12 protein-coding genes are annotated in these 14,551 nt (G+C 65.5%); 9 read left to right on the top strand and 3 right to left on the bottom strand.

The genetic code is table 11. The annotated features are described in order from the left end of the window. The first annotated feature begins 110 nt into the window (after positions 1–110). From ACX40P_RS13230 to ACX40P_RS13215, 4 genes are read left to right on the top strand one after another with little or no spacing between them, the layout of a single operon-like run. The gene (locus tag ACX40P_RS13230; protein ID WP_459126825.1) at positions 111–935 is read left to right on the top strand and encodes an HpcH/HpaI aldolase/citrate lyase family protein; all 825 of its coding nucleotides are present in this window, start codon (positions 111–113) and stop codon (positions 933–935) included. Then, entirely contained in the window at positions 932–3,346 is a 2,415-nt protein-coding gene (locus ACX40P_RS13225) for a sodium:solute symporter family transporter (RefSeq protein ID WP_459126824.1), read from the top strand. Before ACX40P_RS13230 ends, ACX40P_RS13225 begins: the two co-directional genes overlap by 4 nt. Beyond that, positions 3,343–4,227, top strand: a complete 885-nt coding sequence (locus ACX40P_RS13220) for a LysR family transcriptional regulator (protein ID WP_459126923.1) — start codon at positions 3,343–3,345, stop codon at positions 4,225–4,227. The genes ACX40P_RS13225 and ACX40P_RS13220 overlap by 4 nt, the downstream gene beginning before the upstream one ends. Then, entirely contained in the window at positions 4,224–5,765 is a 1,542-nt protein-coding gene (locus tag ACX40P_RS13215) for a carboxylesterase/lipase family protein (RefSeq protein ID WP_459126823.1), read from the top strand. Before ACX40P_RS13220 ends, ACX40P_RS13215 begins: the two co-directional genes overlap by 4 nt. Positions 5,766–5,962: 197 nt before the next feature. Here the strand turns inward: ACX40P_RS13215 and ACX40P_RS13210 are convergent, their stop codons facing one another. After that, complete coding sequence (locus tag ACX40P_RS13210) at positions 5,963–6,448, bottom strand: DUF4142 domain-containing protein (RefSeq protein WP_459126822.1); 486 nt, start codon at positions 6,446–6,448, stop codon at positions 5,963–5,965. 38 nt (positions 6,449–6,486) lie between these two features. After that, entirely contained in the window at positions 6,487–7,431 is a 945-nt protein-coding gene (locus ACX40P_RS13205; protein ID WP_459126821.1) for an alpha/beta hydrolase, read from the bottom strand. On the opposite strand from ACX40P_RS13205, the gene ACX40P_RS13200 reads away from it, so the two are divergent. After that, positions 7,430–7,666 carry a hypothetical protein gene (locus ACX40P_RS13200; protein ID WP_459126820.1) on the top strand — a complete coding sequence of 79 codons (237 nt, stop codon included), beginning with the start codon at positions 7,430–7,432 and terminating at the stop codon, positions 7,664–7,666. The two genes, ACX40P_RS13205 and ACX40P_RS13200, sit on opposite strands and share 2 nt — an antisense overlap. A gap of 90 nt (positions 7,667–7,756) precedes the next feature. On the opposite strand, the gene ACX40P_RS13195 is transcribed toward ACX40P_RS13200, so the two are convergent. After that, positions 7,757–9,541: a YhjD/YihY/BrkB family envelope integrity protein gene (locus ACX40P_RS13195; RefSeq protein WP_459126819.1), complete on the bottom strand. Its 1,785-nt coding sequence runs from the start codon at positions 9,539–9,541 to the stop codon at positions 7,757–7,759. A 300-nt stretch (positions 9,542–9,841) separates the two neighbouring features. Here ACX40P_RS13195 and ACX40P_RS13190 point away from each other — a divergent pair, with 300 nt between their 5' ends. The 4 genes from ACX40P_RS13190 to ACX40P_RS13175 all read left to right on the top strand — a co-directional run bounded on the left by ACX40P_RS13190 (position 9,842) and on the right by ACX40P_RS13175 (position 14,508). After that, a complete protein-coding gene (locus ACX40P_RS13190; RefSeq protein ID WP_459126818.1) occupies positions 9,842–9,973 on the top strand; it encodes a hypothetical protein in 132 nt (43 codons plus the stop codon). A 120-nt stretch (positions 9,974–10,093) separates the two neighbouring features. Then, positions 10,094–10,867: an alpha/beta fold hydrolase gene (locus ACX40P_RS13185; protein ID WP_459126817.1), complete on the top strand. Its 774-nt coding sequence runs from the start codon at positions 10,094–10,096 to the stop codon at positions 10,865–10,867. A 667-nt stretch (positions 10,868–11,534) separates the two neighbouring features. Then, entirely contained in the window at positions 11,535–12,791 is a 1,257-nt protein-coding gene (locus ACX40P_RS13180) for a helix-turn-helix transcriptional regulator (RefSeq protein WP_459126816.1), read from the top strand. A gap of 196 nt (positions 12,792–12,987) precedes the next feature. Further along, complete coding sequence (locus ACX40P_RS13175; protein ID WP_459126815.1) at positions 12,988–14,508, top strand: beta strand repeat-containing protein; 1,521 nt, start codon at positions 12,988–12,990, stop codon at positions 14,506–14,508. Positions 14,509–14,551: the final 43 nt, after the last annotated feature.

The raw sequence follows: 14,551 nt of genomic DNA, 5'->3' as shown, positions 1-14,551 counted from the left end.
CACCACAGGTTTTACGCGGTGTGGCGATGTCGCTTGCGCCTCAGTCGCGCAACACGATAGCTTTCCTGTGGTCCGGCGCGTGCTCGCGGATGGACGAGGGGAGGGTCGCAATGCGTAGCAAGTTGTTCGTCCCGGCCGCGCGTCCCGACTTCTTCGCCAAGGCGCTGGCCGGAGATGCCGACGCGCTGTCGTTCGATCTGGAGGACGCCGTTCCGGCCGATGGCAAGGCGGCGGCGCGCGCGCGATTGCGCGAGTTTCTCGCCAGCGATGCGGCGCAGAGCAGCGCCAAGACGATCATCGTTCGCGTCAACGGCCTCGATACGCCGCACTTCGCTGACGACGTCGCTGCGCTGGCTGGCGTGCGCGTCGATCTGCTCAACATACCGAAATGCGACGACGCCGCGACCGTCGAGGCTGCGGCGGCTGCGATCGGCGGGGCGGCGCGATTGCTGCCCAATATCGAGACCGCGCGCGCTCTGGCGCGCGCCGCCGAAATCGCGTCGCATCCTTCGGTCGCGGGATTGCAGGTCGGGCTGAACGATCTGTTCGCGACGCTCGGCATCGAGCGTCGGCGCAGCGAGCATGTCCATGCCGCGCTGTGGACCATCCGGCTGGCTGCTGGCGAAGCGGGATGCTTCGCGGTGGATGGCGCCTGGCCCGACATCGCCGACATGGACGGGTTTCGACGCGAGGCGGAACTGGCGCGCAGCCTAGGCTACGTCGGCAAGAGCTGCATCCATCCGAGGCAGGTCGCGACGGCCAATGCGATCTTCGGCACCGACGCGGCGATGCTGGAGCGCGCGCGGCGGATCGTCGAGGGGGCGGACGCCGCAGCGGTGACGGGACACGGTGCCTTCACGCTCGACGGCGAGATGATCGACCGGCCGGCGATCGCGCAGGCCCGCGCCTTGCTTGGCCAGGATATGGGGGAATGACCGGAACGATGATCGCGCGCTGCTGGGCCCTGTGCTGGCTGATCTTGCTGACGGGCCTCGCCACGCCGGCGACGGCGGCGGAGGAGGGCGGTGTCACCGTGGTCCGATCGCGCGCCCTACCTGCGCTCGTCGGTCTGCCGGGCGCCGGCACGCCGATCGTGGTCGCGGTCGCGGGGCAGCCGGTCGCCATACGGGGCGGCGTCGCCGCGATCCTGCGCAGCGACAGCGGCTGGCAGCGGCTGTCGGCAACTGGGCTGGAACAGGGGGTGGCGGGCGTCACCGACGGTCAGCGTGGCATATTGCTGCTGGGCGGCGCGGGGCGGGTCGATCGGGCGGCGGAGGTCGCGATCGACGGCGACACGCTGCGCCTTCGACCACTCCCACCGCTGCCAGTCGCGCTGACCGGCCCGCAGGCCGCCGTGTCGCTCGATACGCTGGCGATTGCCGGCGCAGAGGGAGACGGCACACCGCAACTGTTCCGCCTGCCATCGACCGGGGGAGCGTGGACCGCGCTGCCCGCGTGGCCCGGCGGCGGCACGCCGGTCGCGCTGGCGGCACGGGGGACCGCGCTGTTCCTGACCGTTCGCGGCGCGAGCGGCGACCGCCAGTTGCGCTGGACGCCGAAGGACGCTTGGGTGGTTCGCACGACGGCACCCGGTCCGGTCGTCGCCGGATCGTCACGCGCGATCGGGCAGGCGTCGCTGCTGTATCTGGTCGGCGGCGGGGCCGATGCCGGCTGGTACAGCTACAGCACGATCACCGACGCCTGGGCACCGCTTGGATATCGACTGGCGCAGGGTGCTGCGATCGCGCCCTATGGCAACGGCATCGTCGCTGTCCGTGCCGACGGCACCGTGTCCGCCGCCGCGCTGGAGCTGCAGCGTCGCCCGCTCGGCTGGCTCGACTGGACGATCATCATCACCTACCTCGCCGGCATGCTCGGGATCGGCTTCTATTTCTGGAAGCGGTCGCGGATGGGGTCGACCAGCGAGTTCTTCCTCGGCAGCCGCGCCATCCCGTTCTGGGCGGCGGGCGTCAGCATGTTCGCGACCAACACCAGTTCGATCAGCTATCTGGCAGTGCCGGCCAAGGCGTTCGACACCGACTGGCAATATCTGATGTCGAAGATCGTAACGGTCTTCGCGCTGATGGCCGTCGCCTTCTGGGTCATCCCGCTGTTCCGACGGCTGAACCTCGTGTCGGTGTTCAGCTATCTCGAAACCCGCTTCCACCCCGCGATCCGCATGCTGTCGTCGGGCATGGCGATCCTGATGCACGTCGGCGGGCGGATGGGGATCGTGCTGTTTCTGCCCGCGCTCGCGATCGGGACGATCACCGGTACCAATGTCATCCTGTGCATCCTCATCATCGGGCTGTGCACGATCGTCTACACGGCACTCGGCGGCATGAAGGCGGTGGTGTGGACCGACGTGTTCCAGGTCATCGTGCTGATGTCGGGCGCGATCTTCGCGATCGGCTTCATCGTCCACGCCATCGGCTTCAGTCAGATCGTCGATACCGCCGCGCAGTTCGACAAGACGAAGCTGGTCAACGTCAGCTTCGACTTCACGACGCCGACGATCTGGGGGTTCATCATCCTCTACACCTTCGACACGATCCTGACCTTCCCGAAGGATCAGGTGCTGATGCAGCGCGTGCTGTCGACCTCGTCCGAAAAACAGGCGAGCCGGTCGGTGTGGTTCTTTGCGGCGATCCTGCTGCCGGCGGGCATCCTGTTCTATATCATCGGCACGACGCTGTTCGCCTATTACCGCGCGCGGCCGGACCGACTCGATCCGCTGCTGCCGGTCGATGCGGTGTTCCCCAGCTTCATCGGTACCGAACTGCCGCACGGCGTGACCGGCATCATCATCGCCGGGCTCTTCGCGGCGGCGATGGGGACGCTCAGCGGCACGATCAACTCGGTTGCTACATTGCTGTCGGTCGATTTCTACGAGAAGCTGAAGCGTACGCCACCGACGCAGAAGCAGGCGGTGCGCTTTGCCGAATGGATGACGGTGCTGGTCGGGCTGGTCGGCGTGGGCATCGCGGTCATCCTGTCGCGGCTGGAGATCCGCTCGCTGCTCGACCTGACGATCGAGCTGTTCGGCCTGCTGGGTGGCAGTTGCGCGGGCGCCTACACGCTCGGCATGTTCACCGTCCGCGCCAATTGGCAGGGCACGGCGATCGGCATTGTCGGCGCCGCGGTGCTGACGCTCATCGCTTGGATTTTCGCGCTGGTGCATCCCTATTTCTACTTGGCGATCGCGATCGTCGCGTCGATCGTGATCGGCTATATCGCCAGCTTCTTCTTCCCGCCGCCGACCCGCGGCCAAATCGACGGGCTGACCGTCTTCACCGGCGGCGGTCGGCGCGGTAACGCCAACGTGCAACCGGAGCGGCTGGCATAGACATTCACTTCCTGCGGACGTTCGTATCGGTGGTCGATCAGGGATCGATGGCCGCCGCCGCGCGCACGCTGAACCTCAGCCCCTCGGCCATCGCGCAGCAGCTGCAGGCACTGGAGCGGGAATTGGGCGCGCCGTTGATCGTCCGGGTCGGGCGGACGATGCGGATGACCGAACAAGGTGGGCGCATTCTCACCCACGCGCGCCAATTGCTGCGCGATGCCGCCGACCTGAAGAGCATCGCCAACGACGACGCGCTGAGTGGCGAACTCCATCTCGGCGCCTGCACGACCCCGCTGATGGGCATGCTGCCGGAGATACTGGCGCGGGTCAGTGCGCGGTTTCCCGACATCACCGTTCACATCGAATCGGGCAATTCGGCGCAGCTCTACGCGCAGGTCGAGGCGGGTAATCTCGACGCCGCCTTCGTGCTGGAAGCGCCCTATCCGTTGCCCAAGACCAGCGACTGGCGCGTGTTGCGCGAGGAGCCGCTAATCGTGCTGGCGCCGTCTCGACTGGCGCACCGCGACGTCCACGACCTGCTGAGCAACGAGCCGCTGATCCGCTACGACCGTAACCAGTGGGGCGGGCGCCACGCCGACGAATATCTACGCAAGGCCGGCATCCATCCACACGAACGCTTCGAGCTGAACGCGCTGAACGCCATCGCGGTGATGGTCGATCGCGGGCTGGGCGTGTCGATCGTGCCCGACTGGTCGCCGCCCTGGCCCGAGGGGCTGAACATCGCGCGGCTGCCACTGCCGACGCCTGAGATCGGTCGCCGCATCGGCATCGTGTGGTCCCGCAGCACGATCCGGCTGCGGCTGGTGAATATTCTGCTGGCAGAGGCGGTCGCGGCCTCCCGCGCGGTCGGTCACCCTTGAGCGGCGCGACGCGCCGGACGGTGCTGGCGGGCGGGCTGTCGCTGGCGACGGCGGGCGCGGCTTTCGGTCGGACCTGTGAGGCGCGGGTGACCTCCCCTGCGGGGCGGTTCGTGGGGCAGGCGTCGGACGGCGTCGCGAGTTTTCGCGGCATCCGCTACGGCCGTGCAGGCCGGTTCAAGGCCCCGGTCGCCCAGCCGCCTGCGCGCGACCCCATATCGGCGGTCGGCTTCGGTCCGGTCTGTCCGCAGCGGAGCAAACGGGGGCTGCAGTCGGAAGATTGCCTCGTCCTCAACGTCTGGACACCGGACGCCCGCGTGGGCGCAAAGTTGCCGGTGATGGTCTATATCCATGGCGGCGCCTATGCGTTCGGCAGCGGGGGCGATCCGATCACGGACGGTCAGCATTTGGCGCGGCGCGGTGTGGTGGTGGTGACCCTCAATCACCGGCTGAACGCACTCGGCTATCTCTATCTCGCGCGGCTCTCTCCCGACTATCCCGACAGCGGCAATGCCGGGCAGCTCGATCTCGCGCTCGCGCTGCGCTGGGTTCGCGATAACATCGCGGCGTTCGGTGGCGATCCTTCGCGGATCACGGCGTTCGGGGACTCGGGCGGCGGTGGCAAGGTGACCACGCTGTTGGCGATGCCTGCCGCACGTGGCCTGATCCACCGCGCCGCGACGATGAGCGGACAGCAGGTGACGGCGTCGGGACCGCTCAATGCCACGCGGCGCGCGCAGGCGTATCTGACGCGGTTGAAAGCGAGCCCGGCCGAGGCGGCGACCTTGCCGGTCGAGCGGCTGATCGCGGCGCTCGATACCGAAGACCCGCTCGTCGGGGGTGCACTCTACTTCGGGCCGGTGCTCGACATGCGCGTGCTCGATCGCCACCCGTTCTGGCCCGATGCGCCGCTGCAGTCGCGCGGTATCCCGATGCTGACGGGCAATGCGCGCGACGAGATGCGGGCGTTTTCCGACCCGGACGGTGACTTCGTGCGGACGATGAACTGGGGAAATGTGGGCGATCGCATCGCCGCCGAACTGCCGGTCGATATCGCACCCGAACGCGTCGTCGCCGAATATCGCCGGCGCCTGCCCGATACGAGCGCGGCCGACGTCTATTTCCGCGCCACGACGGACGGCCGCAGCTGGCGCGGGCAACTTGAGGTCGCCGAGGCCCGCGCACGGGCGGGAGCACCGGTATGGCTTTACCAGACCGACTTCACGTCGCGCACCGATCCACGCCGGGGAGCATTCCATTGCATCGACGTGCCGATGGTGTTCGGCACGCCGGACGCGCCGGGCGCGGGCATCGGCAATGACGCCGACGTGCGGTTCGTATCGAGGGCTTTGCAGGACCGCTTCGTCGCCTTCGCCGCATCGGGGGATCCGGCGGTGCGCGGGGCTATTCGCTGGCCAAAATATGAGCTTTCCCGCCGTGCGACCCTGATCGTCGATACAGCGGCTCGCGTCGCGGACGATCCAAGACGGTGGCAGCGCGAGCTGTTCGCCGGCGTGCCCTATGTTCAACCGGGAAGCTGACAGGCTTCGTCAATCCAAATCCGCCGGTCGGCAAACAAGGCGGGTAGGGGCGGGCACAGGCCTCGCGCCCGCAAACCAGCTTCAGATTTGTCAGACGATGTATACCGCCATCGTATGCGTTGTCGGAACTCAGCCGCTGCGAATTCGCATCTCGATACGAGGGTGAGGTCGGGCGCGGGCGCGCCCGACCAGTTAAATTACATCTTCATCAGCATCGCGATGTGAGACTGCACGACGGGCACGATCTTGGCCGCGGTCGCCTTCAAGGCTGGCGCCGTGCCGCTCGCGGAATAGGCCTGCTGCACCGTCAGCGCTTGGCCGTGTGCGGCCTTCTGCTGCGCGATATAGGCGGCATCGCGGGCCGGTCCCTGTTCGGCGCGCAGTTGGGCGATCATTTCGGCCTGCGTCGGGGTGAGCGCCGGCGCCTTCGGCAGCACGCGCGAGCGCACTGCGGCGGCGGTCACGTCAGCGGTGCTTTTCGTGTGATGCGCGATCATCATCGTCGCGAACGATCGCAGGTCGGCGTTGCGTGTGGTTTCGAGCACCAGTTGCGAGGACTGGCGCTCGTACAGGTCGCTCGCGCCGGCGGTGGTGACATATTCCGTCGGCGTCATGACCTGCGCCGCGGCGGGTATTGCGAGTACCGCCATCGGCAGGCCGAACATGAGGTCAAGTCGTTTCATGATGAATTCCAATCTTTGAAGGAAGGACGCGATCGCGATCAACGCCGGCCGAATGCCGTGCGCAGTCGCTCGATCGCGTAGGTGTTGGCGTCGTACGCGCCGCGGACGACCGCACCCATGCCGAACATCTCATGCGTCACGCCGGCGAAGGTGCGCTGCTCAACGCGGTTGCCCGCCGTGCGCATCGCCTCGGCCAGCGTTTCGCCGTCCGAGCGCAGCGGATCGATCTGAGCATTGACGATCGTGGTCGGCGGCAGACCGCGCAGGTTCGCCTTCACCAGGTTGATGCGCGGGTCCATCATGTCCGCAGGCGTGCGGGCGTAATAATGGCCGAACCAATCCAGCATCGCCGCATTCAGCGGCTTCGCGTTCGCTGAATCGGTGCGCGACGGCAGCGTCTTGCTGCTGTTCGCGATCGGATAGACGGAGAGGATATGCAGCGGCGCCGTCAGGCGGTTGTCGCGCGCATAGATGGCGGTGGCGACCGCCAGATTGCCGCCGGCGCTCTCGCCCGCGACTGCCAGCTTCGTCGTGTCGCCGCCCCAGGACGCGGCATTCTGCAGCACCCAGCGATAGGCGGCGGCGGCATCGTCGTGCTGCGCCGGAAACTTGAACTCCGGTGCGTGACGATATTCGACCGAGACGACGATCGCGTTCAACTGCTTGGAAAGCAGACGTGGTGCGGCGTCATAGGTGTTGACGTCGGCGATGACCCACCCGCCGCCGTGATAGTAGACGATGACCGGCAGCGTGCCCGATGTTGCGGCGACGGGCTTGTAGACGCGGGCGTATTGCATCGGATCGGACCCGTACGGCAGATCGCGCGTGGTCACTGCCGCATCGGGTGCGGTGGACATACCCTTCTGGCGCATCACTGCCTTCGTCGCATCGGCGGCGGACGGTTGGAGGCGGGCCTTAACCGGCGTCAGCGTCTCGATCGGCTGCGGACGCAGCGCGGCATGGGCGTCGAGCACGGCCTGCATGTCAGCCGCAGCCGCGGCAGGCTGGGTGGGCACCGGACGTGCGACCGGTGGCGGCGGCGCGTTCGTCGCGGCCATCGACTGGGCTTCAGCAAATGTAGGCATCATCGCAGCGAAGCTCGCGGATGCAATTATGGCGGCTCTTGTCGACATCAGTTTCATCGTGTTCCCTGTCACAATTGTCGTGAGCCAGAACAGCGTACCGGTGAGCAAGTTCCTCGACCTTTCAAGAACCTAACCTCGATCAGGTCGACGTCGCTCTTGGTACGAATGCGCACCAAAGATGATGTGTGCGCAACCTTTCGAGGTCGAGTTGAAAATAGCGAAATCAGGTTCGGTTCAGTGGCGAGGTCGCGTAGTTCTCGTGAAGGTTCGCGACGTCGGGGTAGATTGCGACGGCGCCGGGCTTTTCCAGCTCACGTCGCGAGAAGCCGCCCGACAGCACTGCGATGGTGGCGATCCCGGCCCCGCCGGCGGATTGCACGTCATAAGGTGTGTCGCCTACCGCCACTGCCGCACGCGCCGGCACGCCGAGCTTCTTCAGCGCGGCGGCGAAGATGTCGGGCGCCGGCTTGGTATGTTCGACGTCGTCGATGCTCGTCGTTGCGTCGATCAGATGTGCGATGCCCAGCAGCCCGATATAATGCTCCACCTCGTCCCGACTTGCCGAGGACGCCAGCGCGATCTTCTTGCCGTCCGCATGGACCCGCTCGATCAGCTGTCGGGCGCCGGGGAACGGCTTCGCTCGCTGGAGAAACTCCCGCTTGAACAGCGTACCGGCATCCTTTGCCAGTGTCCGCTGCGCCGGCTTGGTCAGGTTGGGCAAGAGCGCCGGAAGGAGATTGTCGCCACCCTTGCCGATCTGTCCGCGGATCGCGCCGGGATCGACCGAGTGGCCGGCTTCGATGAAGACCCGATGCCACGCCTCGACATGCAGATCGTTGCTGTCGATGAGCGTGCCGTCGATGTCGAAAAGCACCGCCTCGACCTTGTCCGAACGGCGAACGGGCAACTTGCGCCGCCAGCTGCGCGCCGCGGCTAGCGCGAGCAGGGCGATGCCGGCGACATGGCCGCGGCGTAGCAGCGCGAAACCGGCGGTCGCCGCGACGCCGTTCACGACGACGCCGATGACGGGTGCGATATTGGTCGTCGTCGTGCGGTCGCCGGGGTCGCCATCTTCAGGCTGCGGCTGCGCGAGAGATGGCGTCGCGGTGTCCTCGTCGGTAGCGCGGCCATCGACCTGTCGTTCAACCTCGGCATTCAGCTCGGCACCCAGCAGGAAGACATAGGCGGTGAGCCAGAGCCAGGTCAGCAACACGATCACCGCGCTGAGCGACCCATAGGTCGCGCCGTAATTGCCGAAATTGGAGACGTAGAGGCCGAACAGCGACGTACCGGCGAGCCACGCAAAGGTCGAAAGCAGGGCGCCCGCCGACAGCCAGACCCAGCGCGCCTGCCGGCGATCGGGCACGAAGCGGAAGAGCGCCGCCGCGGCGGTGACGACGAGGGCGGCGAGCACCAGATAGCCGCCGATCCTGACGAGCGACAGCACGAAGCCCGCCGCGTTCGGCATCAGGCTTTCGAGGAACGCGAGCAACATCGTCGACAGGACCGCGGCCAGAACGAGGACCACGCCGCCCGCGACGATGCCGAGGCTCAGCAGCGTCGTGCGGACGAAGCCGCGAGTCTCGCTGACGTCGTAAGCGACATTGAGGCCGGTGGTGATCGCGGCGGCGCCCTTGGTCGCGCCGTAATAGGCCAGCCCGAGAGCGAGCACGAGGCCGAAGCCCTGCTTGTTCTTGGAACTGTCGATTACCGTCAGCAGCTGTTCGGTGATAATCGTCGCCGCCTCGCGCGGCATCGCGGAGAAGATCGCCTCGACGTTGCGGCGCACGGTGTCGGCATCGGCAAACAGGCCATAGCTCAGCACCACCGCGCCCAGCGACGGCACGATCGCGGCGAACATGTAGAAGGCGATGCCGGCGGCGATCAGCCCGATATTGTCCTCGCCGGTTTCGGCCCAGGTGCGTTTCAGGATAGCGAGCCAGCCTGCCTTCGGAACATCTAGGGGCGAGTGCGCGCCGGCGCCGGCCGCGTCGTCGGGGTGGATCATGCCGCGGTCGCCGGGCAGCGGTAGACAGCGTTTGCGCGGGTCTTACGATATCTGTCGTGATGATGGCGGATCATTGGGGCTCCTCGCGATGCCAACCAACGAGTATGACGATCGTGCCGGAGCCTTCGACATATGTTAGCGAGCTGCCAGCATGCCGACCGGCGGTGCCGTCAAAGTGAAATGCGACGGTCTTTTAGCGATGCTGGACAGGACAGGGAACATGCCCCCCGCCCGAAACCCCGCTTGGCCGTTCCGGCTGGTCGTGCTGATGTAAGTCCGTTCTCGCTGTCGCTGTGGAACGTGACAGACCCGGTGTTCGGGCGCGGTAATGAGATCCGCCATGAGACGGTGCGGCTCGGGTGGAGCCGGTTCGGGCCGCTGTTTGCCGGCGACACCCGCCGGCAGCAGGACAGCACCCCCGCGACGCCATGAACAAATCGACGCGTGAGCATGGACATGCGCCGCCGCGATAGACGCTGATCGAAGGACATCGATCCTTACTGGCGCCGTTTCGCCCCCGCGGTCGTTGAGTGGCGCGAACAGGAGTTTCGTATGCATCAGATAAATCGCGGCGCTGGCAAGCCGCTCCTACTCATTCATGGTTTGGGTAGTAGCTGGCGTGCGTGGCAGCCAATTCTGGATGGACTGGCAACAGAGCGATCGGTCCTTGCCATCGATCTCCCGGGCCATGGTGCGACGCCGGCGGAGCAGGACAGCGGAACCTTCGCCGGGCTGGTCGATAGCGTTGAGCGCTATCTCGTCGATAACGACCTGGTCGGTGTCGATGTCGTCGGTAGCTCGATGGGCGCCCGGATCGTGCTCGAGCTGGCGAGACGAGGAAAGGTCGGCAACGTCGTCGCGCTCGATCCTGGTGGGTTCTGGCGTGGTTGGGAGCGGTCATTCTTCCGCGTCACAATAGGCCTGTCCGCAAAGTTGCTGCGTGTCCTGCGATCGCGCCTGCCAGCGATCAGTCGCAGTGCCACGGTGCGTACGGCGTTGTTGGCCCAATTATCGGCGAAGCCCTCCGCCCTGTCGCCCGAATTGGTGCGCACCGAGCTCACCAGCATCACCGACACCGAGACATTCGACGACCTCGTAGGTGATCTTGCCAGCGGCGCCGAACAGGCCGGCCCTGCGGCTGACCCGACGAAACGCATTGTTATCGGCTGGGGCAAGCATGACCGACTGTGCCTGCCCCGTCAGGCGGCCCGCGCGATCGCAGCATTCCCGTCCGCAACACTGCACTGGTTCGATCATAGCGGGCATTTTCCGATGTGGGACATGCCGGACGAGGCGACAGCGGTTATTCTGGAAGCAACAAGGTAAGCTATGATTGGTGCCGTAGGTTCGCGCGGAGATGCCAAAGCAGCTGCAATGACTGACGATCGGTCGGGAGGGTGGCTCAAATGCCTAATCCGGAAACGAGCAGCCCCTCGTGCTCCGTCAAATCAGATGCACCGGTGTCCGTGCGAGCTGCTCACGGCAGGACAAGGACATGCCCCGCGCGCGCAAGCCAAATTCGCCCTTTGAACACCTCAACCCGTTACTTGAGGTGATGCAGCTGGTCGCACTCATGTACGTCCGTTTCCCACTTAGCCTCAAGAAAGTGAAAGACCTGCCGTTCGAGCGAAGAAACGACTGCCGCCGCCGCTAGGCGACTCGCGAGCGCGGCGACCCGCAATGGTCGTTACGCTCGCGTAGGAATCGAAGCGTCACAAGAATAGATAAGCCGTCGGTTGTGTACGACAACGTGCACGGAAGTTAGCAATACGGAACGGATATATTACATCCGTGTTGTATGCGCCCTGCATTATACGGTATCAAGACTGCAGTCCTCGAGAGCATCTTCGTACGACGGCGTCCGTTGATTTTGCCAGTAATCACCTACATAGGGTATAGCCTTAGTCGTTAATCCGGCGTTAAGGGTTACGAACCGGGCGATCGGACGCTCCCAAGGGGGTTTCGTGGTATCGATCCGACGGAGGGAGAGCCGATGTATGGCGAAATCGGAGCGTTCGATTATATCTGGAGAGGCAGCGTACCCGCGTCGTTGCAGGGTCTGGTCGACCCGGCGCGACACGACAGCCCGATGTCCGAGCTTGGCGCCGAGGTGCCGGCAATGATCTCCCACAACGTCGCCATCGCGGCGCCCTCGGCGACCCTGGTGTCGCTCTCCGAATTTCGCAGCCGTTCGGTCGAGAGCCTCCCGGACAGCGCGGATGATACCTATGAGCCGATGGCCGGGATGATCCGCGAGCTGGGACGTGCGTTGACTGCCGACGGCGTCCTCGTGACCTGGCATGCCGACGATGCGCCGCCCGCCTTCCTTTTCGCCAGCGGCGCCTGCGAGCCGCATTCCGATGTCGAGCGCGAGATGATCGCCGCCGCGTGCGACGTCGCGGCAGACGGTCGCGCCGATCCGGTCCACTGGATGGCGGCGGGCACGGGGGCGGAGGGGTCGGTCGCGGTCCTGACGACGCGCATGGCGGCCGGCGAAGGCGTCGTCACGCTCACGACCTTCTTCCGGCGCCTGGGCGGCACGGCGCGAACCGGCGCGCGCGATGTCGCGGCCCGGATGCTGCCAATGGTCCAGGGGTTTTTCCGCATCTGGTCGTCGCGCGCCCGCGCCCTTGCCGCCAACCAGGGGCTGGCCGCCGCACTCAACAGCAGCGCCGTCGCGACGCTGATCGTCGATTCGACCGGGCGGCTGATCTTCGCCAACACCGTCGCCGAACACCTGCTGGCATCGAACGACGGACTGCGCCGCGCCGGTGCCATGCTGAGCGGTACGCGCCTGGCCGATACGATCCGGCTGCATGCGTCGATCGAACATGTGATTCATGCCGCCGACGCCGGATCGACGCCGTGTCCGGTGCTGGCGCTGAACCGCCGCAGCGGTCGCCCGCTGCTCGCCGCCGTGCTGCCTGCGCCGACGGCAGGTGGTGCGTCGGGGAACGCGGCGGCGGTGGTGCACGTCTTTGATCCCGATCATGATCTGGAACCGCTGTTGACCCCGGTCTGCCGGCTATACGGGCTGTCCCCGGTCGAGACGCGGCTTGCGTCGCTGCTCGCCCGCGGCATGGCGCTAGGCGATGCGGCAAAGGCGATGCACGTGCAGGAACAGACCGCACGCTCCTATCTGAAGAGCGTGTTCCTGAAGACCGATACGAACCGGCAGGCGCAACTGGTCTGGCTGATGCTGAAGAGCGCAGTGTTGACTGCGCCGGGGTGCCCCACACGGCTCATGTGAAACCACCCCCAAACGGGGGGAGAGCCATTGCCCGGTTGGGGGGCATGATCGGTCCCGTCCGGGGGGAGGTTAATAGACGGTAAACGCGCGATGACTGCGACGTGCCATTCCGGCGCCGCACCGCCCCGAAGTCCAGATGGTCCCATTCCGGATCGATCGGCGCCCGGCGTGGCGTATCGTTAGAGGAAGACAGATCATGAAATCCACGCTCCTTCGATCCTGCTCCGCCGCCGCCCTGCTGGTCGTCGCTCCGTCGATCGCCTCCGCTCAGGAAACCAGCGGCGCGAGTGCCGGCCAGGCAGCCGCGAACAACGGTTCGCTGGCAGCGGTCCTGACCGACAATTCGAACCGGTCGACCAACGACAGCAACAACAACAGCTCGACGACCACGAACTCGGTGGCTGACAGCAACAACAACAGCTCGACGACCGATAATTCGGTCAGCGTGGCGGACAGTGGCAACGACAGCTCCACCACCGACAACTCGGTCAACGTCGCCGACAGCGGCAACGACAATTCGACGACCGACAATTCGGTCGCGGACAGCGGCAACGACAATTCGACGACCGACAACTCGGTCAGCGTCGCCGATAGCGGCAACGATAATTCGATGACCGACAACTCGAATAATTCGACGACCGACAATTCGATCAGCGTTGCCGACAGCGGCAATGACAATTCGACGACCGATAATTCGAACAACTCGACCAATACGGCCGACAGCGGCAACGACAATTCGACGACGTCGTCCGCCGACGGCGGCCGGTTCGCGGCGAACGGCGGCAGCAGCGTCACCGACAACTCGAACAACTCGGTCAACACCGCCGACAGCAACAACGACAACTCGATCGCGGTGTCGGACAGCGGTAACGACAACTCGACGACCGACAACTCGATCGCCGTGGCCGACAGCGGCAACGACAATTCGACGACCGACAACTCGATCGCCGTGGCCGACAGCGGTAACGACAACTCGACCACCGACAACTCGATCACCGTTTCCGATAGCGGTAACAACAGCTCGACCAACGACAGCAACAACGACAACTCGACGACGACGTCGGCTGACGGTGGTCGGTTCGCTGCGAACGGTGGCAGCTCGGTGACCGACAATTCGGTCAACACGTCCGATAGCGGTAACGACAATTCGACGACGGACAACTCGATCAGCGTGGCCGATAGCGGTAACGACAATTCGATGACCGACAACTCGAATAATTCGACGACCGATAATTCGAACAACTCGACCAACGACAGCAACAACGACAATTCGATCAACGTCGCCGACAGTGGCAACGACAATTCGACGACGGACAATTCAAACAACTCGACCAACAACAGCAACAACGACAACTCGATCGCGGTTGCCGACAGCGGCAACGACAGCTCGGTGAACGACAGCAACAACACGACCCGCATCGCCACGGCGAACGGTGCGGCGAACGGCACCGGATCGGCGTCGACCGCCAGCGTGTTCGGCGACAACGCGATCGTCGCCAGTTCCAACCTGGCGAGCTTCGTGACCGGATCGAGCGTCACCTTCTCCGGCGACAGCAACGGCGCCGGTGGGAAGACGACCGACAACAGCATCAGCACGTCGGGCAGTTCGTTCCAGAACTTCGCCGGCATGCAGGCGCTCAACCAGAACACCGGGGTCGGGGCGTCGCAGAATGCGAACGTCAGCGTCGCCGTCTCGGCCGGCGACATCAACCCGTAGTCGCCGTTTGCCGGCCGGTGTCGACATCCGTCGCACCGGCCGG

The sequence above is a fragment of the Sphingomonas sp. RS2018 genome (assembly GCF_054489605.1).
This window is presented reverse-complemented; position numbering and strand designations above follow the sequence as displayed.